Consider the following 24,068-nt stretch of genomic DNA (forward strand, 5'->3'; position numbering starts at 1 on the left):
CCCGGGGTTCCCCGCTCTTTCTCAGACATCCTTAATCGGCAGCTCAGCAAGGTTCAATTCCCTGCGCCGACGTTGGACCACATGAGCATCGCGACGGTTCCCCCGCCTCCGGCCTCGTCTCCGAACGGCGCCCCGGGAAGGACACGCCTCGTCGAGGTCGTGGTTCCCGTGTACAACGAGCAGCGCGTGCTGGCCGAGAGCATCCGCAGGCTGCACGGTTACCTGACCCGCGACTTCCCGTACGGCTTCCGCATCACGATCGCGGACAACGCCAGCACGGACGACACCTGGGCGATCGCCGGCGAGCTGGCCCGCGAGCTGCCGAACGTGCACGCGCTGCACCTCGACGAGAAGGGGCGCGGGCGCGCGCTGCGGAGGGCGTGGGGCGAGAGCGAGGCCGACGTCGTCAGCTACATGGACGTGGACCTCTCGACCGACCTGGACGCCTTCCTGCCGCTGGTGGCCCCGCTGCTGACCGGCCACAGCGACCTCGCGATCGGCACCCGCCTCGCCACGACGTCGAACGTGGTGCGCGGGCCCAAACGCGAGTTCATCTCCCGCGCCTACAACCTGCTGCTCCGCTCGCTGATGGGGGCCAGGTTCTCCGACGCCCAGTGCGGCTTCAAGGCGGGCCGCACCGAGATCGTGCGGGCGCTGCTGCCCATCGTGGAGGACCAGGAGTGGTTCTTCGACACCGAGCTGCTGCTGCTCGCCGAGCGGCACGGGCTGCGCATCCACGAGGTGCCGGTGGACTGGGTGGACGACCCCGACAGCCGGGTGGACATCGTCAGGACCGCGACGGACGACCTCAGGGGAATGTGGCGGGTGACCAGGAAGACCCTCTCCGGCGCGGTGCGGCTGCCCGTCCCCGCCCGCGTGCAGCAGGCCAGGCTCCCCGCGGGGATGGCGAGGCAGCTCCCCAGCTTCGCGGTCATCGGGGCGATCAGCACGGTCGCCTACCTGGCGCTCTTCTGGCTGCTGCGCGCGGCCATGCCCGCGGTCGCCGCGAACGCGGTCGCGCTGCTCGTCACGGCGATCGCCAACACGGCGGCCAACCGGCGCTTCACGTTCGGCGTCACCGGGGCCTCGGGGGCGCTCAGGCACCAGATCGAGGGCCTGGCCGCCTTCCTGATCGGCCTGGCCCTCACCACCGGCATCCTGGCCCTGCTGCCCGCGACGGCGTCGCGCGGCGCCGAGCTCGTCGGAGTGATCGTCGCGAACGGGGCCGCCACCCTGGCACGCTTCCTTCTCCTGCGGGTGTGGGTGTTCAACCCCCGGAGGGAGGCCCGATGAGCACGCCGCCTGTCACCACGTCGCCGGCGGCGCCCGCGCGACCGTCGGCCCGGCGGACGGCACGCCATGACCCGCGCTGGGCGCGCCCGGCGATGTGGGCCGTGCTCGTCCTGGCCGCCGTCCTCTACACCTGGGCACTCGGCGCGGGCGGGTACGCCAACGAGTACTACGCGGCCGCGGTCTACTCGGGCACCCAGAGCTGGAAGGCGTTCTTCTTCGGGGCGCTGGACGCCGGCTCGTTCATCACCGTCGACAAGCCGCCGTTCGCGCTGTGGGTGATGGGGTTGTCCGCGCGGGTCTTCGGTTTCGGCACATGGAGCATGCTGCTGCCGCAGGCGGCCGCCGGCGTCGCCTCGGTCGCCCTGGTGCACTCGGCGGTCCAGCGCTCGCTGGCGGGGCCCGCCGGTCACGCGGCGGCGCTGGTCGCGGCCCTGGTGATGACGCTGACCCCGATCACCGTGGCGATCAACCGGGACAACAACCCGGACACCGTCCTGGTGCTGCTCCTGGTGGCGGCGGCCTGGTTCTGCCTGGAGGCGATCCGTACCGGGCGGCCGCGGACCATCGTGATCTCGGCGGTCCTCGTCGGGCTCGCGTTCACCACCAAGATGCTCCAGGCGTACCTGGTGCTGCCCGCGTTCGCCCTCGTGTACCTGTACGCGGCCGCGGGCGCGTTCTCGCGGCGGATCGGGCGGCTGCTCGTGGCCGGGGTGGCCCTGGCCGTCTCCAGCGCCTGGTGGATGGTGATCGTCGACCTGTGGCCCGCGGACGGACGGCCGTACGTCGGGGGCAGCACCGACAACACGGTGTGGGACCTCGTCGTCGGCTACAACGGCCTGGGCCGGATCTTCGGCAGGAGCGGCGGCGGAGGCGGGGGCGGTCAGGGCGCGTCGTTCGGCGGCGCCGCGGGCGCGGACCGGCTCTTCAACGACATCATGGCCGGGCAGATCTCCTGGCTGATCCCGTTCGCGGTGGTCGCGCTGGTCGCCGGGCTGGTCCTGACCGGCCGCAGGGCCGCCGCCCTCACCGGCGGCGCCGTACTGCGCGGTGAGGGCGACCGCTCGGCGACGGTGACCGCGCTGCGTCCTGACCGCCGCCCCGCGACCAGGGCGGCCCTGCTGCTGTGGGGCGGCTGGCTGGTGGTCCACTACGCCGTGTTCAGCTTCTCGGCGGGGACGTTCCACCCGTACTACTCGACCGCCATGGCGCCCGCGATCGCGGCGCTCGCGGGGATGGGCGGGGTGCTGATGTGGCGGGCCCTCCGGAGCTCCCGCGCGTGGGCGTGGGCGCTTCCCGCGGCCGTCGCCGTCACCGGCGGCTGGTCGTTCGCGGTGCTGCGCCGTACGACGGAGTTCGTCCCGTGGCTGGCCTGGGCCGTCGCGGGAGCGACCGCGGTGGCGGCCCTCGGGCTGGTGGCCGTGGGCTACGGCGTGCGCCGCGTCACGGTGGTGGCGCTGGCCGCCGGGCTGTTCGCCGGCCTCGCCGGGCCCGCCGCGTACGCCCTGACGCCCTTGGGGTCGGGGGTGAACGGCACCAACCCGACGGCGGGCCCCTCGACCGGTCGCGGGATGGGCGGCCCCGGAGGCTTCCCCGGGGGCTTCCCCGGAGGCTTCCCCGGGGGCCCTTCAGGAGCCCGCTACGGCGGCCCCGGAGAGCCTGGCGGGACGGGGACTCCCGAAGGGATGCCGCCCGGCGGAACGCGTCCCGGAGGCCGCGCCGTCGGCTTCCCCGGAGGCTTCGGAGGCGGGCCCGGCGGCGGGATCAGCGACGCGATGGTGGCCTACCTGAAGAAGAACCAGGGCGACGCCACCTGGCTCGTCGCGGTCGGCAGCGCGCAGAGCGCCTCGTCGGTCATCCTGTCCACCGGCAGGCCGGTCATCGCGATGGGCGGCTTCACCGGGAGCGACCCCGCGATGTCGGTCGCCACGCTGAAGCGGTACGTCGCCGAGGGGAAGCTGAAGTACGTCGTGGTGGGCGGCAGAGGCCCCGGCGGCGGCGACTCCGAGGTCACCGAGTGGGTCAAGGCGAACGGCACGCCGGTCGACTCCGCGGAGATCGGCGGCGCCGAGGCCGGTGGCGCCGAGGGGAACTCGTCCCTCTACAAGCTGGCCTGACGCCGCGGCGACGGGAACCTGCGGGCCGCTCTCAGGCGGGGAGGGCGGCCAGGAGGTAGGCGAGCCGGGCGGCGGCGGACTCGACGCACTCCACGGTGCCGAGCCGGTAGCCCCACGAGGTGAGGAACGCGCCGTCGTCGGAGCAGGTCACGGTCTCACGCAGGGTGTCGCTGAACCGGTTGCGCACCTGGACCCGGGGAGGCATGTCACCGATCACCCGGACCGAGAGGTCGATGTGCGCACGGGCCGCCGACGCGAACTCGTGGATGCGCGAAACCGTATCGACCAACGCGCTTCACCTCCCGTTCAGGGGGAAAGGATTGCACGGGCCGCGACGCGGATACAAGCAATTGCGCCGATTAATCCGGCGACTGCCTCGCATAGTCGTCGATCACCTGGACGATCACACGGCGGGCGTCCTCGCCGAACGCGGCGACCTCGCAGAGATCCTCGAACTCGCGGGCGTAGAAGGCGATGTCGTCGGGGTCGCGGAGCAGGATCTCCTTGGTCTTCGTGGCCACCCCGACGAGCGCGTCGTTGTAGATCCAGAACGGGTTCACCAGCGTCGTGGGCAGCAGCGCGCCCGTCGGGATGACCCCGAACTCGACGTTGGGAAGGGTGGTCACGGCCAGCAGCCGGTCCATCTGGCCGCGCATCACGTTCAGCGGCGCGAACCGGTAGCGCAGCACCGCCTCCGGCAGGACGAACCGGAACGAGCGCGCGGGATCGTAGAGGATCTCCTGGCGCTGCATCCTGACCCGGATCGCCGCGTCGACGTCGTCGGTCGCCTCGTACACGCGGCGCACCCTGGTGAAGATGTTCCTGGCGTACTCGGCGGTCTGCAGCAGCCCGATCACGATGCCCGGCTCGAACGCCCGGAAGGACCGGGTCCTCGCCTCCAGGTCGCGTACGTCCTCCTGGAGCGCGGCGAGGCCGTTCTTGTGCCGCTGCCGCCAGGAGTCCTGCCGCTCGACGAGGCCGCGGGCCCGCTGGATCAGGCCGTCCACCGTGTCCGGATCGGCGCGTACGGCCTGGCCCCAGGTGACCACGTCGTCCTCGGTGGCGGTCTGCCTGGCGTTCTCGATGCGGGACACCTTGGAGGGCTGCCACCCGAGCCGCTCGGCCAGGTCCTTGCCGGACAGGTGGGCTTCCTCGCGCAGTCGCCGCAGCTCGGAGCCCAGATCCATCCGGGACTGCTGGAAGCCGCTCACCCGCGGTCCGTCCCGCGTGGCACCGCCGGGGACCCCCCTTCGGCGCGCGGATGGACGTTCGCCGTGCGGGTGGTTCGGTCGGTCACGTGCTACCTCCGCCTGTGGTGCGCTCAAAGGTAGACCCGCCGGAGCGATCCGGCCATAGGGATGCGCCTAATCGTGATCAGCCGAGCACGCGCCGGGCGATCTCCACGAGCAGTTCCCTCGGGACCTCCACGGCCGTCTCGCCGTCGAGCACGTGTCTCAGGTCGGCGCGGGCGTCCGCGTCGACGAGTTCCAGCCCCTGGACGACGATCGTCCCCCGGTCGGTCTCGTAGAGGGAGGGGCAGGCCCCGGCCTCCGACGTGGAGCCGAGAAAGCGCAGTCGCATGGGTGTCCTTCCCCGAAGCGAGAACAATTGCGCGCAATTGTAGGGTTATTTCCCGTTTAGATGGGCTCGATCGCCTTCGCCGCGGAAGATCCTCCAGCGAGGAGACGCTCCGGGATCGGCACGGTGACCGCGCGCAGCCGCTCCCCGAGCGCCTTGGCCTGGGCGTCGAGCCGGGGGCTGGCCGCCACGCCCCGGCCGAGCAGCCCGTGCACGACGAAATTGAGCGCCAGCAGGTTGGGCAGCTCGAAGCGCTCGACGATGAGATCCTTCGTCTCGGGCAGCAGTTCCTTCAACCGCTCGGCGGTGAGCTCGGCGGCCAGCCAGGCGTACTGCTCGGCGGTCCGGACCCAGACCCCCAGGTTCGCGTTGCCTCCCTTGTCGCCCGACCGCGCCCCAGCGACGGTTCCGAGCGGCGCCGGCCGTACGGGGCCGGAGGACGGCGCGGGGGCAGGGGCGGGAGCGACGTTCCGGTGTGCCCCGGACAGGTCCGTCCGCTCGGGCGACGGCACGGTGATCCTCCTGCCCTCGACCGTGACCACGGCCGGGACCTCCCGCGCGTCCACCAGCGCGGGCCAGTAGACCCCGTACGGCGAGGCGTCGCCGGGCGGGGTGAGCGCGTAGAACCCGGGATAGCTCGCCAGGCCGGTCTCGACCACGGCGGAGGAGAACCGCCGCCCGGCCTTCTCCTTGTCGGGGTCCATGACGGTGATCCGCAGCAGCGCGGTCGCCGGTTCGCCCGCGGAGACCGGCGTGAGCTCGACGTCCACGTGTTCGAAGGAGTCCCTGGGGACCCGCGCCCAGATCGCCTCCTCGGCGACCCGCGCCTTGGCCTCCACGTCGAGGCCGGTGAGCACGAGCGCCATGGTGTTGCGGTGGCCACCGAGGTGGTTGAGGCCGACCTTGAGCGTCTCCGGCGGCGGCTCGCCGCGCGTCCCGCTGATCCGGACGCGGTCCGGCCCCTCCTGCTCCAGGCGGATCGTGTCGAAGCGGGCCGTGACGTCGGGCCCGAGATAGCGCGGGGAGGCGATCTCGTAGAGGAGCTGGGCGGTGACCGTGCCGACCGAGACGAGGCCGCCGGTCCCGGGATGCTTCGTGATCACGCTCGACCCGTCCGGGTGGAGCTCGGCGATGGGGAACCCGCAGTGCGCCAGGCCGGGCACCTCCTCGAAGAAGGCGTAGTTGCCGCCCGTCGCCTGGCAGCCGCACTCGATGACGTGCCCGGCGACCACCGAGCCCGCGAGCGCGTCGAGGTCGTCCGGCCGCCAGCCGTACCGCCACATGCCCGGCCCGGTCACCAGCGCCGCGTCCGTGACCCGCCCGGTGACGACCACGTCGGCGCCCTGCTCCAGGGCGACCGCGATCGGCCGTCCGCCGAGGTACGCGTTGGCGGTGATCGGGTGGCCGGTGAGCGGCTCCCCGGTGTCCATGTTGGCCAGCGCGCCCGGCGGGATCGGCGCGGGGGAGTCCGGCGACAGCCGGGGCAGCAGGTCGTCCCCCGTCACGTGGGCGATCCGTACGCGGCGGCGGGCGACGCGGACCCGGCCCTCGATCGGATCGACGGCGGGGGCGTGGCCGACGGTCACGGACAGGCCGAGCCGGTCGGCCAGGGCGGACACCGCCTCGGCGCATCCGGCCGGGTCCAGCCCTCCGGCGTTCGTGACGATCTTGATGCCGCGGTCCAGGCAGGTGCCGAGCACCTGCTCCATCTGGGTGAGGAACGTCCGCGCGTATCCAGGGCGGCCCTTCATCCGGTTCCCGGCGAGGATCAGCATGGTCAGCTCGGCCAGCCAGTCGCCGGTGAGCACGTCGATCGGCCCGCCCTCGACCATCTCGCGCGCCGCCGACAGCCGGTCGCCGTAGAACCCGCTGCAGTTGGCGACGCGGAGCGGGCCGGTCATCTCGGCGCCTCCTGGACGGCCCAGGCGGCCGGCCGCTTCTCCATGAAGGCGCGGATGCCCTCCTGGCCCTCCTCGGAGGCGAACCGCTCGGCCGACAGCTCGGCCATCCGGCGCATGCCCTCGGCGACCGGCATCGCGGGCACCTCCCGGACCAGCCGCTTGGTGATGGCGAGGGCCTCCGGGCCGCCGCGCAGCAGCATCCCCGCGTAGTGCGCCACGGTCGCGTCCAGCTCGTCCTCGGGCACCGCCCGGGTGAGGAGGCCGATCTCGGCGGCCCGGGCGGCGGAGAAGGTCTCCCCGGTGAGGAAGTACTCGGCCGCCGCGCGCGGCTCCAGCCGCCGCAGGCAGGTCACCGCGATCATCGCGGGCGCGACGCCCAGCCGCACCTCGCTGAACGCGAAGGTCGCGGACAGCGGCGCGACGGCGAAGTCGCACGCGGCCACCAGGCCCAGGCCGCCCGCCCGCGCCGTGCCGTTCAACCGGCAGATCACCGGCTTGGGGCTGTCCCAGATGAGGGAGAGGATCTCGGGGAAGGCCCCCGTCACGGGCGCGGCCCCCGGACCGGTGGCCCGCGCCGCACGCTGCTCCTTGAGGTCGGCGCCCGCGCAGAACACCGGGCCGGTCCCGGTCAGCACGATCACCCGCACGACGGGATCGGCCAGCGCGGCGTCCAGGGCCTCCCTCAGCTCGCCGAGCAGCCGGACCGACAGGGCGTTCCGGTTGGCCGGGGAGTCGAGGGTCAGCGTGCGGACGCCGCCCGCGGTCTCACGGTGTACCAGCGATGTCATCGGCATGCTCCTCGATCACGGCGAGTACGGCTCCCGCCTCGACCTGCCGGCCGGCGACGGCGTCGAGCGCGGTCACGGTCCCCGCGCCAGGGGAGACGATCTGGTGTTCCATCTTCATCGCCTCAAGGACGATCACCGGCTGGCCCGCGGTGACCCAGTCCCCGGGTTCGACGTCGACGCGAAGGACCGTACCCGGCATGGGCGCGAGCAAGGATCCCGGCTCGATCCGCTCCACCGGTTCCGGCAGGCGTTCGAGCGGAGCCAGCCGTACCGGGCCGAGGACGGAGTCGACGTGCGTGACGCCGGGACAGCGGGACACGGCGAACGCGCGGCGCACGCCGGACACCGCCAGCACGACCTCGCCGGGCGTCGCCGACACCAGCTCCACGCCGTCGAAGCCGTCGGCGGCCAGCCCGTCACGGGTGACGAGGTAGGCGATCTCGATCCGCTCCCCTGGGGCCCCGGGGAGCGTGAACGCGGCCCGCTGGGGCTGCGAGACGACGTTGCGCCAGCCGCTGGGCAGCCCGCCGAGCACCCCGCCGACCGCCCTGGCCGCCGCCCGGTTCGCCGCCGCCCCCGCGAGCGCCGCGGCCAGCGCGGAGACCCGTACGGCGCCCGCGTCCGCGAGAGGCGGGGACGCGGGGAGGGCGTGCCGATCGAGGAAACCGGTGTCGGTCTCACCCGCAAGGAAGGCGGGATGGCGCAGGACGTTGACCAGCAGCTCGCGGTTGGTCACCGGGCCGTGGATGCGTGCCCGGGCGAGCGCCGCCGCCAACCGCCGCGCCGCCCCCGCCCGCGTGGGCGCGTACGCGATGACCTTGGCCAGCATCGGGTCGTAGTGCGGGCTGACAGCCGAGCCGTCCACCACGCCCGAGTCGAGGCGGAGCCCGCCTCCGGAACGGAACTCGGCGTCCACGCCCGGGATCTCGAAACGGTGCATGACACCGGCCTGCGGCCGCCAGTCCCGCGCGGGGTCCTCGGCGCAGAGGCGGGCCTCGATCGCGTGGCCGACCGGGCTCGGGGGGAGGCCCGGCAGCGGGGCGCCCTCGGCGATCTCCAGCTGGAGCCGGACCAGGTCCACGCCGTAGACGTACTCGGTCACCGGGTGCTCGACCTGGAGGCGGGTGTTCATCTCCAGGAAGGCGACGGTGCCGTCCTTGACCAGGAACTCGACCGTCCCCGCGCCGACATAGCCGATGGCCTGGGCGGCCTTCACCGCCGCGTCGGACAGCTCCCTGCGCAGCTCGGGGGAGACGGCGGGGGAGGGCGCCTCCTCGATGATCTTCTGGTGGCGGCGCTGGACGGAGCACTCGCGCTCGCCGAGGGTCCACACCGTGCCGTGGGAGTCGGCCACGACCTGCACCTCGATGTGCCTGGCGTGCTCGAGCAGGGGCTCGGCGAAGACGGTGCCGTCGCCGAAGGCGGCGAGGGCCTCCCGCCGCGCCGACTCGACCGTCTCGGCCAGTTCCTCCGGGTCGCGTACGATCCGCATCCCGCGCCCGCCGCCGCCCGCCGACGCCTTCACGAGCAGCGGGACGTCCGGGCGGGCGTCGCCGTCGAGATCGTGGGTCGGGAGCACCGGGACCCCCGCGGCGGCCATCAGCGCCTTCGCCTCGATCTTGGCGCCCATCGCGGCGACGGCCTCGGGCGGCGGGCCGATCCAGATCAGGCCCGCGTCGAGCACGGCCCTCGCGAAACCGGCGTTCTCGGAGAGGAAGCCGTACCCGGGATGCACGGCGTCGGCGCCGGACGCCAGGGCCGCCTCGACGATCTTCGCCGCGTCCAGGTAGGACATCGGATCGCCGAGCCGTACCGCCTGGTCGGCCTCGGCCACGTGCGGCGCGTCCGCGTCGGCGTCGGAGTAGACGGCGACCGTCTCGACGCCGAGGTCCCGGCAGGTCCGGAACACCCGCCGGGCGATCTCCCCGCGGTTGGCGACCAGCAGCCGGTGGATCATCACCATCACGCCCTCACATCCGGAAGACGCCGAAGCCCGCGGGCTCGGCGGCCGGCGCGTTCCCGATCGCGGACAGGCACAGCCCGAGGACGGTGCGGGTGTCCCTCGGATCGATCACGCCGTCGTCGTACAGCCGTCCGGAGAGGAAGAACGGCAGCGACTCGGCCTCGATCTGGGCCTCGACCATCTGCCGCATGGCGGCGTCCGCCTCCTCGTCGTAGACCTGGCCCCTGGCCTCCGCGGCGGCCCGTCCGACGATGGACAGCACGCCCGCGAGCTGCGCCGGCCCCATCACAGCGGACTTGGCGCTCGGCCAGGAGAACAGGAACCGGGGATCGTACGCGCGGCCGCACATGCCGTAGTTGCCGGCGCCGTAGGAGGCGCCCATGACGATCGTGATGTGCGGGACCGTCGAGTTGGACACCGCGTTGATCATCATCGCGCCGTGCTTGATGATGCCGCCCTGCTCGTACTCCCTGCCCACCATGTAGCCGGTCGTGTTCTGCAGGAAGACCAACGGCGTACGCGACTGGCCGGCGAGCTGGATGAACTGCGCGGCTTTGCGCGCCTCCTCGCCGAACAGCACGCCTCGGGCGTTGGCCAAGATCCCGATCGGGTGGCCGTGCAGGGCGGCCCACCCGGTGACCAGGCTCGATCCGTACAGCGGTTTGAACTCGTCGAAGTCGCTGCCGTCCACGACCCTGGCGATGACCTCGCGCGGGTCGAACGGGATCTTCAGATCCTCGGGGACGATGCCCAGCAGCTCGTCCTCGTCGTAGCGGGGCGGCGGAGCGGCGGCGGCAGGAGCGGGCCCCGCCTTGCGCCAGTTGAGCCTCCTGACGATCCGGCGGCCGATCCGGAGCGCGTCGTACTCGTCGGCGGCCAGGTAGTCGGCCAGCCCGGAGACGCGGGCGTGCATGTCGGCGCCGCCGAGCGACTCGTCGTCGGATTCCTCGCCGGTCGCCATCTTCACCAGGGGAGGCCCGCCGAGGAACACCTTCGCCCGGTCCTTCACCATGACGACGTAGTCGCTCATGCCGGGCACGTACGCGCCTCCGGCGGTCGAGTTGCCGAAGACCAGCGCGATCGTCGGGACGCCCGCCGCGGACAGCCGGGTCAGGTCGCGGAACACCTGCCCGCCGGGGATGAAGATCTCCTTCTGCGCGGGCAGGTCCGCGCCGCCCGACTCGACCAGGTTGACGAGCGGGAGCCGGTTGCGCAGGGCGATGTCGGCCGCGCGGAGGGACTTGCGCAGCGTCCACGGGTTGGACGCGCCGCCGCGCACCGTCGGATCGCTGGCGTTGATCACGCATTCGACGCCCTCGATCACCCCGATCCCGGTGACCACGCTCGCGCCCACGGGATAGTCGGTGCCCCAGGCCGCCAGCGTGGACAGTTCGAGGAACGGGGAGTCCGGGTCGAGCAGGAGCTCGATCCGCTCGCGGGCGAGCAGCTTGCCGCGCGCCCGGTGCCGCTCGACGTACCTGGCGCCGCCGCCCGCCACGGCCGTGGCGTGTTCGGCCGACAGCTCGCCGAGCCGGGCGAGCATGGCCTCACGGCGCGTGCCGTACTCCCGGCCGGAGGTGTCCAACCGGCTCGTCAAGGTCGCCATCGCGCCACCGAACCATGTTCTGCCACGGGGTAGATCCTGCTCGGAAAGCGTCGCACACGTCAACGCGGGTCAGCCGCAGTGGGACCAGGCGCTGGTCCACGTGGCGCTGCCGTACCCGCCTCCCCACATGACGCAGGTCTTCTTCGCGGTGAGCCTGAGCGGGCCCGCGTAGACCGTGTACGAGGCGAAGGAACTGGAGGAGGAGCCGCCCTTGACCTTCAGGACCGCACCCATCCTGATCTTCCCGGGGACCACGTACTTCGACATCGTGATCACGCAGTTCTTGCCCGTGGACGCGTTGTAGAGCAGGTAGGTCGTCGCCTTGCCGCTCCACGAGTGGGAGTCGACGACCCCGAAGCCCGCCCCGCAGACGCCCTTCGCCGTGTACGGGTTCGGCTTCGGCGCCGGAGTGGCCGACTTGGTCGGCGTGGGGGCCTTGGTGGCGGTCTTGACGGGGGTCGGCGCGACGGTCTTGGTGGGCGCCGAGGTCTCCTCCGTCGACGGAGGGATCACCACGGAGCTCGGTTCGGGGGTCGGCGCCGCCGTGGGCTTCGGCGTCGTGGTGCGGCTCCGCACCGGACTGCGCGCCGGCTCGGGCGGCGCCGTACGGCGGTGCGCGGGGACGCCGGTGAGGGAGCCGGACGGGGATGCCTTGGGAGTGGGCGGAGACGTGCGCGGCCTGGACGGGGGAGGGACGACCTGATCCACCGGGGTGGTGGACGGCGAGCCGCTCGCCTGCGCCACGGGTGTCCCCGGCTGCTCGTTCGCCATGTTGGCCGTGGTCCTGCTGGTCACCAGGGTCGCTCCGGCGATCGCCGCCACCGCGACCGCGCCTCCCACGCCCGCGAGGATCGGCAGCCGCCGTCCCGGCCTGCGCGCGGCGCCCTGGGGTCTCTCCGGTGCGGGCTGCGGGCGCGCGGCCGGTGCCGCCGCTGCCATCGGCGCCGGGGTCGCCGTCGGCGCGGTCGCCTGGCCGGTGAGCGCGCCGACCAGGTCGTCGGCGGAGGGGCGCAGCGCGGGGTTCTTCGACAGGCAGGCGCCGACGAGGTCGCGCAGGGGCGGGGTGAGCGCGCTCAGGTCGGGTTCGGTGTTCAGGATGCGGGTGATCACGGACGGGATCGAGTCGGCGCCGAACGCGGGGGTCCCGGTCGCCGCGAACACCATGGTGACGCCCCACGCGAAGACGTCGGCGGCGCCGGTCGCCTCACCGCCGGAGAGCAGCTCGGGAGCGAAATAGGACGGTGTCCCCATGGCGGCGCCGGTGGCGGTCGCCTGCGGCGAGTCCAGCGCCCTGGCCACGCCGAAGTCGATCACGACCGGGCCCTCGGGGCCCATCAGGACGTTGGCGGGCTTGAAGTCGCGGTGGGTGATCCCCGCCCGGTGGATGGCGGCCAGGGCGGTCGCCGTGCTGATGGCCAGGCGTTCGAGGGCCGCGCCCCTGCGCGGCCCCTCCTTGTCCACCAGCTGCCGGAGCGACGGACCGGGGACGAACTCGCTGACGATGTAGGGCTGGTTGCCCACGAGATCGGCGTAGAGGACGGGTGCCGTGCAGAAGCGGGCGACCCGCTGGGCCAGGGCGACCTCCCGGAGGAACCGGTGCCGCGCCTCCTGGTCACCCGCCAGGCGGGTGTGCAGCAGCTTGACCGCGACCTGTTCGCCCTCGGGGCCCCGGCCGAGGTAGACGATCCCCTGACCGCCCTCTCCCAGCCGGTCCACGAGTTCGAACGGCCCCAGCCGCGCCGGATCACCTTCCCCCAATGCCATCTTGACCCCGTTTTCCCCATTTAGCGTGACAAGAGAGGAAAACGCTACCAGTGATGAAGGAGGGGAGGTTTAGATTGCCTTACCGGGGTTCAGGAGATTCAGCGGGTCGAAGACCTGCTTGATCCCGTGCTGGATCTCGGTCGCCAGGGGACCGGACTCCAGGGCGAGCCAGCGGCGCTTGAGCAGGCCGACGCCGTGCTCTCCGGTCAGCGTCCCACCCAGCGCGAGTGCCTCGCGGAACACCTCGTCGGCCGCCGCCCACACCTCCGGCGGGGGCTCCTCCAGGCCGCGCTCGAAGATGAACACCGGGTGCAGGTTGCCGTCGCCGGCGTGCGCCACCGTCGCGATCACCACGCCGTGCCTGGCCGCCGCGGCCTCGACCGCCCCGATCATGTCGGGCAGCACGGACCTCGGCACGCAGACGTCCTCGACCAGGCACTGCCCGAGGCGCTCCTTGGCCTGGTAGGCGAGCCGCCGTACCCCGACCAGCTCCGCCGCCTCCTCGGGCGAGCCGGACAACGCGGTGAAGGACGCGCCGTTCGCGTCGCACAGCTCGGCCATCCGTGCGGCGACCCCCTGGCTGTCCGAGGCGTCGGACTGCGCGATCAGCATCGCCTTCGTGCCCGGCTCCAGGCCGATGTTCTTCCAGTCGTCGATCGCCTTGAGCGTCGTGCGGTCCATCAGTTCGAGCAGCGACGGCTGGCATCCGGCGGCGATGATCGCCGAGACGGCCGCCGCCGCCTCCCGCAGTGAGGTGAACTCCGCCGCGACCGTCGCCACCTCGGCCGGAGCCCGGCGCAGCCGCACGGTCGCCTTCGTGATCACCCCGAGGGTGCCCTCCGAGCCGACGAACAGCCCGGTCAGGTCATAGCCCGTGACGCCCTTGACGGTCCGGCGGCCCGTGTTGAGTACGCGCCCGTCGGCGAGCACGACCTCAAGGCCGAGCGCCGAGTCGCGGGTCACCCCGTACTTCACGCAGCGCAGGCCGCCCGCGTTCGTGGCCAGGTTCCCGCCGATCGTCGAGATCTCGTACGACGACGGGTCGGGCGCGTACATCAGCCCGTGCTCCCGCGCCGCGCGGTCCAGATCGGCGGTGATCACCCCGGGTTCGACGACCGCGATCTCGTCGTCGGGCGACAGTTCGAGGATCGACGTCATCCGGTGCAGCGACAGGATGACGCTCCCGTCCATGGCCGTCGCCGCGCCCGCGAGACCCGAGCCCGCACCGCGCGGGACCACCGGCACCCGGTGCTCGGTGGCCCACCGCATCGTGGTGACCACGTCGTCCCGCGACTGGGCGAGCACCACTCCCAGCGCCTTGCCCGGCCGCAGGAAGGTGCGGTCCCTGGCGTACGACTCCGTGACGTCGGGATCGGTCAGTACCCGTCCCTCGGGCAGCGCGGCGATGAGCTCTCTCACAAAAAGGGACTTTACGGCGGCCGTGCCCTCTAGGCGAAAAGAACCGCAGGTAGGAAGCCCGGCGGCGGCCCGCGGCCTGCTCGGAACGGCGTCCGCGCAGGTCGGCCCGCAGGTCGGAACGGTGTCCGCCCAGGTCGGGCGGCGGTTCGATCCCGGAGAGATCACGGTTTGACAAAGTTCGATCTACGCCCTTTACGCTTCCTTTACTTCCTCCTTATCGTCCGCTTGCGGATTCCGAGGCGGCTTCGCCGCGGGACCCCCAGGCCAGGCGCGCGCTCATCCCGGTGCGCCTCGTGACGCGCCCGGTGACCCCGGGCGGGGAAGGGATCTTGTTGTCCAGGAGACTCAGGCGTCTCGTCGCGGTCGTGCCCGCTCTCGGGCTGGCGGCGGCGGGACTCGCCACAGCAGGTGCGGCCACGCCCCAGGCGAACTACCAGCCTTCGGCGAAGGACCACTACATCAACTACGCGCCGCCGCGTGTGCAGAGCGACGTCACCGACACCCCCGAAGAGGTCCCCTCCAAGGGGGCGAAGCGCACCGCCGCGCTCGCCAAGGAGATCGACCACAAGTTCTCCAGCGGCAACCCGGTCGCCGCGCGGGAACTGGTCAAGAACGAGAAGCGGGCGATCAGGACCGGTCAGAACCCCTTCGACTTCATCTACAAGAAGTCGAAGACCACCAAGACCGCCAAGCTGCTCACGCTGCTGGTCGAGTTCAACGACCAGGCGAACGACGACTTCTCCGGCTGGACGCACCCCAAGACGATCGACGACGTCGACGACTGCGTGACCGAGCCGGCCGGCACCAAGCTGAACGGACCGCTCCACAACACCATCCCCAACCCGGCCGACGCGGCTGGGGGTGGCAAGGACAACAACTCGATGTGGGTGTCGGACTTCAACAACGCCCACTACAACAAGATGCTCTACAGCTCGGAGGGGATCACCAACCGGGTCCGCCCCGACCTGACCGACCCCAGGGACGGTAAGAAGGGCATCGACATCTCCGGCTCCACCATGAAGAACATGTACGAGGAGCTCTCGAAGGGCGCGTACACGGTCTCCGGTGAGGCGGTCGGCTGGATCAAGGTCCCGCACTCCGAGGCGTGGTACGGCGCGGGCAAGTGCGGCGCCGCCATGCAGGACATGTCCGGTCACCCGGACAACCCGCGCGGCGCCGCGCAGCTCCCGGTCGACGCGGTGAACGCTCTGGCCGCCGCGAACCCCTCCTTCCCGTGGGCTGACTACGACAAGGAGGACGTCTCCGACGCCGACGGCGACGGCAACTACGACGAGCCCGACGGCGTGATCGACCACCTGGTCCTGATCCACGCCGGTGAGGACAAGTCCGGCGGCGGCGGCGCGGAGGGCACCTTCGCCATCTGGGCGCACTCCAGCGACGTGACCGGCGGCTACACCGTCCCGGGCACCAGCGTGAAGATCTCCAACTACATCGTGCAGCCCGAGGACTCCGGGGTGGGCGTCTTCGCCCACGAGTACGGCCACGACCTGGGCCTGCCCGACCTGTACGACGCCACCGGCGGCGGCGATTCCGACGTGGACTTCTGGGACCTCATGTCCAGCGGCTCCCACTCCGGGCCGATCTTCCAGTCGCTGCCGACCCACATGGGCCTGTGGGACAAGTGGGTGCTCGGATGGGCCAACCCCAAGACCCTCAACCCCGGTGACGGCACCAAGGTGGTGACCGTCGGGCAGAGCTCGCGTACGCCCAAGGGCACCGAGGACGGCGTCCGGATCAACCTGCCGGACAAGCACATCGTCATGACCACCCCGCACAGCGGCTCCAACGTGTGGTGGTCCAGCAGCGACCAGAACTGGGCCGACTCCAAGCTGACCAGGGCGGTCGCCGTCCCGGCCGGCGCGGACAAGAAGTTCTGGTGGTGGACCGACTACAGCATCGAGTCCGAGTGGGACTACGGCTTCTTCGAGGTCTCCACCGACGGCGGCGCCACCTGGTCCGAGCAGAAGGTCTACAAGGAGGACGGCACCCTCGCCAGCACCGACGACGGTGACCCCGACCCCAACGGCCGGCTCAGGGACTACGGCAACAAGAAGTACGGCATCACCGGCGAGAGCGGCGGCTGGACGCACCTCTACGCCGACCTGACGCCGTTCGCCGGCACGTCCGTGCAGGTCCGCCTCCGGTACGCCACGGACGCGGCGGCCGTCAACACCGGCTGGTTCCTGGACGACTTCTCGCTCACCGACGGCGGCACGTCCGTCTGGAGCGACGACGTCGAGGGCGGCGCCAACGGCTGGACCGCCACGACCGGCACCTTCACCGACTCCACCGGAGCCGGCTGGGTGACCCACACCGGCCAGGTGCAGTCCGCGCAGTACTACCTGGCGGAGTGGCGCAACTTCGACGGCTTCGACAAGGGCCTCCAGTTCGCCTACGACACCACCTGGCAGCGTGACGGCGCCTGGAAGGTCGAGAAGATCAAGTACAACGCGCCGGGCCTGCTGGTCTGGTACCGCGACACCTCGCGCGCCATGAACAACGTCGCGGACAGCACCTTCGACCTGCCCTCGGTCGGTCCGAAGGGCCAGCTCCTCATCGTCGACTCGCACTTCGACCCGCTGCGCCGTACCGGCGAGGCGGCGACGAAGGACGCCTCGACGCTGAAGAACCTCCCCTCCCGTCCGCAGTCCTCGAACGCGGCGTTCAACTTCGTCGGCACCTACCCGTTCAAGGAGTGCATCGAGGGCGAGGCGTTCACGGAGTACTGCACCTCGTTCGCCAAGCAGGCCGCGGTGAAGACCTTCACCGACGCCAAGGGCTGGTACCCGGGCTTCGAGATCCGCGGCAGCCAGCTGTACTACCGGCACCGTGACGGCTCCTCCGTGGTCCCGTCCAAGGACAACCAGCAGTACACCACCCGGGTCGTCAACCCCGACGGCACCCCGGCGACCTCGCTGTACGGCACGGACATCGGCGGCGCCATCCTCGGCACCGGCAACCCCGGCGACGAGAACAAGCAGCTCGGCGTGCAGATCAAGCTGCTCACCCCGCTGCCGCTGAACCTCGGCGCGATCGTCCAGGTGACGGCGCCCAAGAAGTAGTCACATCAGGCAGTCCCGGGGCGTGAGGACCCCATAAGGGCGTAACGCACCGGTCAGGGCCCGGCGGCCGCACCAGCCGCCGGGCCCGCCTACTATGTGATCATGCGCAGCAAAGCGGACCATACGGCGGCGATCCACACGCACCGGCGTGCCGCCGTCGTCGTGAACACGCGATCACGGCGGGGGCGGCGGCACTACCCCGAGGTCCTGCGGCTCCTCCAAGCCGGCCGGTTCGACCTGGCCGGCGTCCACCAGGTCACCGACCCGACCCGGCTCAGGGACACCATCGAGCGGGCGCTCGCCCCCGCCCCCGACCTTCTCGTCGTCGGCGGCGGCGACGGCACCCTCAGCAGCTCGATCAAGCACATCGCCCACCGCGACGTCGCCCTGGGCGTCCTGCCGCTCGGCACCACCAACAACTTCGCGCGCAGCCTCGGCCTGCCGCTCGACCTCTCCCGCGCCGTACGCGTGTTCACCGAGGGCAAGGTCGCCGACATCGACCTCGGCGTCTGCGGGGACCGCCCCTTCGCCAACCTGGCCAGCTTCGGCGTCTCCGTCGAGGTCGCGGGAACCGTGCGGCCGTGGGTCAAGCGGCTCCTCGGCCGCGCCGCCTACCCGCTGACCGCGATCAGGCTGCTTCCCCGCCACCAGCCGTTCCGTGCGTACATCACGGTGGACGGCAGGCGGCACGAGGTGCTCACCCACCAGCTCAACATCGCCAACGGCCGCTTCCACGGCGGATGGCAGATCGCCAGGGACATCAGCATCGACAACCGGCGGCTGGTCGCCTACCAACTCGGCTCGGGCAAGCGGCTCAGGCTGCTCGCCGAGACCCTCGTACGCGCCACGACCGGCCGGTGGCAGAGCCTCGCGGGCGGCCCGTTCGTCACCGGGACCGAGATGCTGCTGGAGACCGACCCCCCGATGGCCGCCGACATCGACGGAGAGGTGCGGTTGCGCACCCCGCTCGTGCTCAAGACCATCCCGAACGGCGTGCGCGTCATGGTCCCGTCGGACTTCACCGACACCTGAGGTCCACGGAGCGTCACGGGAGCCCGGTTCAGCCGCCGTCCGCGTCCTCCGCGAGCGTCCGGTAGGCGGGCCTGAGCAGGTCCAGGATCGGGATGTGCCGCGCCTTGACCGCGGGCGGCTCCAGGGCGCGCAGCAGCAGGTCGGGCGGTGTCGTGGGCAGGTCGCCGCGGTCCCGCAGCCGGGCAGGGGAGACGGCCGGCTCGTAGAAGCCGTCCATGCGATCGGAGAAGGCCACGTCGGTCACGTCGAGGAGCGATGCCGTCCCGGCGTCGTCAGAGCTTCGGGGATGATCCGCCGGTCTCGCCGCGCGCAGCGCGTCGAGCAGGTCCTCCTTGGCCATGCCGCGCCAGGCCAGCACCAGGAACGGATCGTCGTCGAACGACTCGGCCAGCACGTACAGCACCGCGGACAGGTGCTTGCACGGGAAGCCCCAGTCGGGGCACGAACAGGCCATGTCCAGCCCGCGCTCGCCAGGGAAGAGCGGCAGGCCCGCCTCACGGAAGACGTCCTCGATCTCCGGAGGCATCTCTCCGGCGAGCAGCTTGGCGCGGTAGAGCGCCCGCGCCGCCAGCTTCTCCGTGAGCACGCGCCACTGGTCCGCGCCGTACGCGGCGACGCCGATCGTGACGTCGTACGGCTTCGGCCGTGACCCCTGGACCCACGCCGTCACCTGGCCGGGCGCGATGTCGAGGTGCATGACCTGCCCCGACCGCGCGTACGCCCGGCCGCGGGACAGCCGGCCCTTGTCGCAGACGCGTTCCAGGATGTCGATGAAGCGGCGTGACCACCACCGCTCGCCGATCGAGCCGCGGCGGCTGCGCACGTGGAGGCCGCCCTCCACCCGGATCGGCCGGACGTGCTCGAAGATCCAGGTCTTCGGGTCGGGCCGGCTCCCGCGCTCGCTCATGAGACCGCCTCCGGTCCGAGCCGGAACAGCTCCCGCAGCCGGTCGGTGGACAGGCCGGTGATCCAGTCCTCGCCGGTGCCGACCACGCTCTCGGCGAGCGCCGTCTTGCGTTCGATCATCTCGTCGATCCGCTCCTCCAGGGTGCCCACGCAGACGAACTTCCTGACCTGGACGTTCCTCGTCTGCCCGATGCGGAACGCCCGGTCGGTCGCCTGGTTCTCGACCGCCGGGTTCCACCACCGGTCCACGTGGATCACGTGGTTGGCCGCGGTCAGGTTGAGGCCCGTACCCGCCGCCTTGAGCGACAGCAGGAACAGCATCGGCTCGTCGTCGGTCTGGAAACGTTCGACCAGCGCGTCCCGCTGCTTCTTCGGCAGCCCGCCGTGGAGCCACAGCACCGGCCGGTCGAGATGCGCCGACAGGTACGGCTGGAGCAACGTCCCGAACTCGGCGTACTGCGTGAACACGAGCGCCTTGTCGCCCTCGGCGACGATCTCCTCGGCCAGTTCCTCCAGCCGGGCGAGCTTCCCCGACCTGCCGGGCAGCCGGGAGCCGTCCTTGAGCAGGTGCGCCGGATGGTTGCAGACCTGCTTGAGCTTCGTCATCGTGGCCAGCACGTTGCCGCGCCGTTCGATACCCTCGCTGCCCGCGATCTTGGCCATCATGTCCTCGACGACCGCCTGGTACAGCGTGGCCTGTTCAGGGGTGAGGTTGCACCAGACCTTCATCTCCATCTTGTCCGGCAGATCCGAGATGATCGTCTTGTCGGTCTTGAGGCGGCGCAGCACGAACGGGCCGGTGGCCCGCTTGAGCGCCGCGGTCGCCGCCTCGTCGCCACGCCGCTCGATCGGCTCCTGGTAACGCTCCCGGAAGTCCTTCGCCGGGCCGAGCAGGCCGGGATTGCAGAACTCCATGATCGACCAGAGTTCGGCCAGGTGGTTCTCCACCGGCGTGCCCGTCAGCGCCAGCCTGGTGCGCGCGGGAAGGGCCCGTACGGCCTGCGCCTGCCGTGCCGCGCTGTTCTTGATGGCCTGCGCCTCGTCGCAGACGACCCGTGCCCAGTCGAACCCGGCCAGGACCTCCCGGTCCCGCAGGGCGGTGCCGTACGTGGTGAGCACGATGTCCGCCTCGGCCACCCGCTCGGCAAGCTCCTCGTCCCGCGACCGGGTGGCGCCGTGATGAAGGTAGACGTCCAGCGAGGGGGCGAACCGCGCGGCCTCCTTCTGCCAGTTGCTGAGCAGGGACATCGGGCAGACCAGCAACGTCGGCCCCGGGCGCTCGCCCCGCTCGCGCTCGTTCAGGAGGAGCGACAGCGTCTGTGCGGTCTTCCCGAGGCCCATGTCGTCGGCGAGCACCCCACCGAGCCCGATCCGCGACATGAAGGTCAGCCAGGACAGCCCCCGCTCCTGGTACGGCCGCAGCGTGCCGCGGAAGCTTTCAGGGGTGGCGATCGGTTCGAGCCGGCGATCCGCCTCACCGGAGAGCAGGTCCCCGAGCAGTCCGTCGGCGTCCACCTCGACCAGCGGCAGGTCCTCGTCACCGCCGTGGACGACCTCCTGGATCAGCTCGCCCACCGTCATCTCGCCCGCCTGGCGCCTCGCCACGGCCTTCAGCGCGGCGCCCAGCTGCCGGTCGTCCAGCTCGACCCAGCGTCCCCTGACCCGGACCAGCGGCACCTTGAGCCTGGCCAGCGCGGCCAGCTCCTCCTCGCTGATCGTCTCGTCGCCGATCGCCAGATCCGCGCGGAAGTCCACGATCTGGTGCAGGCCGAACCCCTGGTCGCTCGCCGCTCCCGGTCCGGCCTTCCGCTGGGAGCGGGCGGTCAGCTTGAGCCCCAGCCGGGTACGGCCCGCCCACGCGGGCAACTGCACCCCGAACCCGGCGGCCTGGAGCAGCGGCGCGGCATGACGGAGGAAGGCGAACGCCCCCGCCGTGTCGAGCACAAGCGCGGAAGGCCGGGGCCCGCGCAACGCCTCCTCAACCTTCGGATAGAGACGTACGGCCCGGCCGAGGCCCGCGAGCAGCGTCTCGTCCGGGCGCTGCGAGAAGCCGGGCGCGCTCTCGTCCGCCCAGATCGACTCCGCGGGCAGATAGAGGCTCGGATCATCGGCGGCCTGGAGGGCGAACTCCACCCGCCACGCCCCGTCGTCCGCGGAACGCCGCTCGTGGTCGTCAGTGGTTCCGGTGGGGTCGCCGTCGCCGGTCCGCCCCCGGTCTTCGTCGCCAGGTCCGAGCGGGTGTGGTTCATCGTCGATCTCAGGGGCGGGCGGTTCGGTCAGGCGGAAGCACACCCGGACGGGACCGTCGAACTGGTGCGCCGAGGTGAACCACTCCCGGAGCGGCCGGGCCAGCTTCTCGGCCTCGGTCTCCTTCACGCCCGGAAGGGCCGCGTCCCCCGTGAGGGCCACCGTCCAGCGATCGGCGAGGGGACTGCGCAGCCCCGGGCGGTGCCCGCCGAGCAGTCGTTCGGGAAGCGCGTGACGTACCGCGGCGTCGGCCAGGGACGCGAGGGCATCGAGCAGCACGGGCGCGGACGGCCGCTCCTCCTCCACGGCCCGGCAGACCGGCGGCATCGCGGTCGCGAGCTCCCGGAACCTGGCGGCGTAGGCGCCGGTCAGCACCGGCCGCCACCGGGCCGCGTAACCGCCGTCCTCGGCGACGAGCTGGGGCAGCACCCGCCCGCGGCGGACCAGGTCACGGGCATAGGCCGCGACAACGGCGAGATAGCGCAGCGACGGTCCGGGAACGGCCGTCCGTGGATCGCCTTCCGGGTATTCGCCCGGCTCGTACGCCTCCGCCGGAAGATGGGCCATCTCGTCGACGCGGTCCAGCAGATCCAGAGCCGCCTCGGGCGCGACCCGCAGAGCGGGAACCCGCCAGGCGCTGATCTTCGGTTTTCGCGCGGTGACGGCGAGCCCCGCTTCCCGGGAGGGCAGCGGGCTCCGTCCCGAGCTGGGCAGGAGCAGGACGAGTTCGCCGGCGTCGGCCTTGCCCGCCGAAGCCGCGGCGATGTCGCCCCAGAGAGACAGATCATTGGTGATGGCCGCCGCCGGGGCGGCGTACGGATGGGGACGGATCTTCGCCCGTGACGTGGTCGCCCTGCCGCCACCCGCCCGGCCTTCGGCCGCTGAGCCGACGCCTACCGGGCCTTCGGCCGTTAAGCCGACGCCTACCGGGCCGTCGTTCGCGTGGCCGCCTGAGGTGTCCTCCGCCCAGAGCCTGAGGTAGCCCTCGGCCCAGGTGCTATGGATCACGAGCACGTGCCGTACCCCCTTCACACCTCCCGTGCCGGGCAACAGTAGCAGCGGTCGCACCGTGCTTTGATCAGCCGTGATCTCATGGATTCGCCGGATTTCGCTGGTGCATGGTGCGTGAAGAGCGGGTCACGTCATGGCGATCCGCATGACGAGCGGGTGCACGATGAGCGGGTGCACGATGAGCGGGTGCACGATGAGCGGGTGCACGATGAGCGGGTGCACGATGAGCGGGTGCACGATGAGCGGCTCGCTTCGTCGGTACGGAATGACGGCTTCGCCATGACGGCTTCGCTATGGACAGGTTCGCTATGACAGGTTCGCCAGGTACAGCTTCGCCATATGTGTGGTTGGCTCCCCCTTTTGGCCCCTGAGCCGCCGTACGCGCCTGCCGCTCCGCTACGGCGGGCAGTTGTTCCGGCGCGCCGTGATAGTCGCGGCCTGGTGAGCCGCATGCGCGGCGTTCGCGGGCGCGGTGGTTGCTGGCACGGTCTTACGCGCGCCTCCACAACCACCCGCACTCCGCTCCGCTCCCGCCGCCTCACGCTCCTGGAGCTGAGCCCCGCCCCCCGGTTCCGAGACACAGGCGCAAGCAAGTCAGGGCATCGGCCCTCGCCACTGGCCACGGCCTCGCCACTCGACACGGCCTCGCCACGGCCCTCGCCACTGGCCACGGCCTCGCCACGGCCTCGCCACGAGGATCCCGTCACCCCCACCCCCACCAACCCCCTATCGCCGTTCACCTCCCCGGCCCAGATCGCGGGCTGCCCGTGATACCGCCCGCCACCAACCCGCCCTTCCCCTCACCCCCATGACGGAGCCCGATCTCCGCCATGAGCCACCCTCAATAGAGGTAGGAAAAAGACGGCGATCAATACATTCCGTGGGGGGCGGAATCTGTGATTCCAGGTGAATGCGTCGAGTGCTTTTCCCGGAGCCGTTCGGAGGGCGTTTTTGTCGGTGGTGGTTGTTAGCGTTGCGGTGTGAATATCGAACGGCAGCCGATCCCCGACGGCCTGGGCGACATGCCCCCGGGCGTGGGATTGGCCGCCGTGCTGGAGCGGATCGATATCGCCAGGCTGGACGGCTTCGACGCCGTGATCGTGATGCAAGCCTACGCCCGTCTCGAAGCGCACGTGCAGGCGCGGAAAGCCGTCGTGATGGCCGAAGTCGGCCTGTATGAGATTTCCGTCTCCGGCATGGAGAAAATGCCCGAGCCGGACAAGAATTCACCCGACGAAGTGCGGGCGGCGTTGCGTCTCACCCGCCGGGCCGCTGAACGTGAATACGGTCTCGCCTATGACTTGAAAGTGCGGCTCCCGGCCGTGCGTGACGCCCTGTCGGCCGGTCTGCTTGATAAGGCGCG

Annotated in this window: 17 protein-coding genes; 6 read left to right on the top strand and 11 right to left on the bottom strand. The window is 71.6% G+C overall.

The genetic code is table 11. From position 1 onward, the window contains the following. Window positions 1-81 precede the first annotated feature (81 nt). Window positions 82-1,293 carry a bifunctional glycosyltransferase family 2/GtrA family protein gene (locus AB0I59_RS06130; protein WP_061261232.1) on the top strand — a complete coding sequence of 404 codons (1,212 nt, stop codon included), beginning with the start codon at window positions 82-84 and terminating at the stop codon, window positions 1,291-1,293. Continuing rightward, window positions 1,290-3,407 carry a mannosyltransferase YkcB-related protein gene (locus AB0I59_RS06135; RefSeq protein WP_358130557.1) on the top strand — a complete coding sequence of 706 codons (2,118 nt, stop codon included), beginning with the start codon at window positions 1,290-1,292 and terminating at the stop codon, window positions 3,405-3,407. Before AB0I59_RS06130 ends, AB0I59_RS06135 begins: the two co-directional genes overlap by 4 nt. A 31-nt stretch (window positions 3,408-3,438) precedes the next feature. On the opposite strand, the gene AB0I59_RS06140 is transcribed toward AB0I59_RS06135, so the two are convergent. The 9 genes from AB0I59_RS06140 to AB0I59_RS06180 form a co-directional block, all read right to left on the bottom strand. Next, window positions 3,439-3,696, bottom strand: coding sequence for a hypothetical protein (locus AB0I59_RS06140; protein ID WP_061261230.1), 258 nt, complete (start codon window positions 3,694-3,696; stop codon window positions 3,439-3,441). A 70-nt stretch (window positions 3,697-3,766) separates the two neighbouring features. Further along, window positions 3,767-4,618 carry a helix-turn-helix domain-containing protein gene (locus tag AB0I59_RS06145; RefSeq protein ID WP_061261229.1) on the bottom strand — a complete coding sequence of 284 codons (852 nt, stop codon included), beginning with the start codon at window positions 4,616-4,618 and terminating at the stop codon, window positions 3,767-3,769. Window positions 4,619-4,781: 163 nt separating this feature from the next. Beyond that, window positions 4,782-4,988 carry a hypothetical protein gene (locus AB0I59_RS06150; protein ID WP_061261228.1) on the bottom strand — a complete coding sequence of 69 codons (207 nt, stop codon included), beginning with the start codon at window positions 4,986-4,988 and terminating at the stop codon, window positions 4,782-4,784. A gap of 56 nt (window positions 4,989-5,044) precedes the next feature. Continuing rightward, window positions 5,045-6,886: an acyclic terpene utilization AtuA family protein gene (locus AB0I59_RS06155; protein ID WP_358130561.1), complete on the bottom strand. Its 1,842-nt coding sequence runs from the start codon at window positions 6,884-6,886 to the stop codon at window positions 5,045-5,047. Beyond that, window positions 6,883-7,674 (bottom strand): enoyl-CoA hydratase-related protein, encoded by a 792-nt coding sequence (locus tag AB0I59_RS06160; protein WP_061261226.1) that lies wholly within the window; start codon window positions 7,672-7,674, stop codon window positions 6,883-6,885. Before AB0I59_RS06160 ends, AB0I59_RS06155 begins: the two co-directional genes overlap by 4 nt. Continuing rightward, on the bottom strand, window positions 7,652-9,631 hold the full coding sequence (locus tag AB0I59_RS06165; RefSeq protein WP_358130626.1) for an acetyl/propionyl/methylcrotonyl-CoA carboxylase subunit alpha: 1,980 nt from the start codon (window positions 9,629-9,631) through the stop codon (window positions 7,652-7,654). The genes AB0I59_RS06160 and AB0I59_RS06165 overlap by 23 nt, the downstream gene beginning before the upstream one ends. Before the next feature lie 13 nt (window positions 9,632-9,644). After that, the gene (locus tag AB0I59_RS06170; RefSeq protein WP_061261225.1) at window positions 9,645-11,243 is read right to left on the bottom strand and encodes an acyl-CoA carboxylase subunit beta; all 1,599 of its coding nucleotides are present in this window, start codon (window positions 11,241-11,243) and stop codon (window positions 9,645-9,647) included. 69 nt (window positions 11,244-11,312) lie between these two features. Beyond that, window positions 11,313-13,007: a serine/threonine protein kinase gene (locus tag AB0I59_RS06175; RefSeq protein WP_082777618.1), complete on the bottom strand. Its 1,695-nt coding sequence runs from the start codon at window positions 13,005-13,007 to the stop codon at window positions 11,313-11,315. Between the two features lie 69 nt (window positions 13,008-13,076). Then, entirely contained in the window at window positions 13,077-14,426 is a 1,350-nt protein-coding gene (locus AB0I59_RS06180) for an FAD-binding oxidoreductase (protein WP_358130565.1), read from the bottom strand. Between the two features lie 332 nt (window positions 14,427-14,758). Between AB0I59_RS06180 and AB0I59_RS06185 the strand changes: the two genes are divergently transcribed. Both AB0I59_RS06185 and AB0I59_RS06190 read left to right on the top strand, forming a co-directional pair. Continuing rightward, a complete protein-coding gene (locus tag AB0I59_RS06185) occupies window positions 14,759-17,509 on the top strand; it encodes an immune inhibitor A domain-containing protein (protein WP_358130568.1) in 2,751 nt (916 codons plus the stop codon). A gap of 102 nt (window positions 17,510-17,611) precedes the next feature. Beyond that, on the top strand, window positions 17,612-18,541 hold the full coding sequence (locus tag AB0I59_RS06190) for a diacylglycerol/lipid kinase family protein (RefSeq protein ID WP_061261221.1): 930 nt from the start codon (window positions 17,612-17,614) through the stop codon (window positions 18,539-18,541). Window positions 18,542-18,569: 28 nt separating this feature from the next. On the opposite strand, the gene AB0I59_RS06195 is transcribed toward AB0I59_RS06190, so the two are convergent. Both AB0I59_RS06195 and AB0I59_RS06200 read right to left on the bottom strand, forming a co-directional pair. Continuing rightward, entirely contained in the window at window positions 18,570-19,448 is an 879-nt protein-coding gene (locus tag AB0I59_RS06195; RefSeq protein WP_358130572.1) for an SWIM zinc finger family protein, read from the bottom strand. Next, window positions 19,445-22,708 carry a DEAD/DEAH box helicase gene (locus AB0I59_RS06200; protein ID WP_358130574.1) on the bottom strand — a complete coding sequence of 1,088 codons (3,264 nt, stop codon included), beginning with the start codon at window positions 22,706-22,708 and terminating at the stop codon, window positions 19,445-19,447. Before AB0I59_RS06200 ends, AB0I59_RS06195 begins: the two co-directional genes overlap by 4 nt. Before the next feature lie 190 nt (window positions 22,709-22,898). Between AB0I59_RS06200 and AB0I59_RS06205 the strand changes: the two genes are divergently transcribed. Both AB0I59_RS06205 and AB0I59_RS06210 read left to right on the top strand, forming a co-directional pair. Continuing rightward, window positions 22,899-22,988, top strand: a complete 90-nt coding sequence (locus tag AB0I59_RS06205) for a hypothetical protein (RefSeq protein ID WP_358130628.1) — start codon at window positions 22,899-22,901, stop codon at window positions 22,986-22,988. A gap of 697 nt (window positions 22,989-23,685) precedes the next feature. Then, the coding region (locus tag AB0I59_RS06210; protein ID WP_358130577.1) for a hypothetical protein at window positions 23,686-24,068 on the top strand (383 nt) is incomplete at its 3' end.

The organism is Microtetraspora glauca, assembly GCF_040656155.1.
GTDB classification, from domain to species: Bacteria; Actinomycetota; Actinomycetes; order Streptosporangiales; family Streptosporangiaceae; genus Microtetraspora; species Microtetraspora glauca.

What these genes read in the sequence shown, in the direction of transcription:
- AB0I59_RS06130 (WP_061261232.1), top strand. Translation starts at nt 82, where the DNA reads ATGAGCATCGCGACGGTTCCCCCGCCTCCGGCCTCGTCTCCGAACGGC.
- AB0I59_RS06135 (WP_358130557.1), top strand. Translation starts at nt 1,290, where the DNA reads ATGAGCACGCCGCCTGTCACCACGTCGCCGGCGGCGCCCGCGCGACCG.
- AB0I59_RS06150 (WP_061261228.1), bottom strand. Translation starts at nt 4,988, where the DNA reads ATGCGACTGCGCTTTCTCGGCTCCACGTCGGAGGCCGGGGCCTGCCCC.
- AB0I59_RS06155 (WP_358130561.1), bottom strand. Translation starts at nt 6,886, where the DNA reads ATGACCGGCCCGCTCCGCGTCGCCAACTGCAGCGGGTTCTACGGCGAC.
- AB0I59_RS06160 (WP_061261226.1), bottom strand. Translation starts at nt 7,674, where the DNA reads ATGACATCGCTGGTACACCGTGAGACCGCGGGCGGCGTCCGCACGCTG.
- AB0I59_RS06165 (WP_358130626.1), bottom strand. Translation starts at nt 9,631, where the DNA reads ATGATCCACCGGCTGCTGGTCGCCAACCGCGGGGAGATCGCCCGGCGG.
- AB0I59_RS06170 (WP_061261225.1), bottom strand. Translation starts at nt 11,243, where the DNA reads ATGGCGACCTTGACGAGCCGGTTGGACACCTCCGGCCGGGAGTACGGC.
- AB0I59_RS06175 (WP_082777618.1), bottom strand. Translation starts at nt 13,007, where the DNA reads ATGGCATTGGGGGAAGGTGATCCGGCGCGGCTGGGGCCGTTCGAACTC.
- AB0I59_RS06190 (WP_061261221.1), top strand. Translation starts at nt 17,612, where the DNA reads ATGCGCAGCAAAGCGGACCATACGGCGGCGATCCACACGCACCGGCGT.
- AB0I59_RS06195 (WP_358130572.1), bottom strand. Translation starts at nt 19,448, where the DNA reads ATGAGCGAGCGCGGGAGCCGGCCCGACCCGAAGACCTGGATCTTCGAG.
- AB0I59_RS06205 (WP_358130628.1), top strand. Translation starts at nt 22,899, where the DNA reads ATGAGCGGGTGCACGATGAGCGGGTGCACGATGAGCGGGTGCACGATG.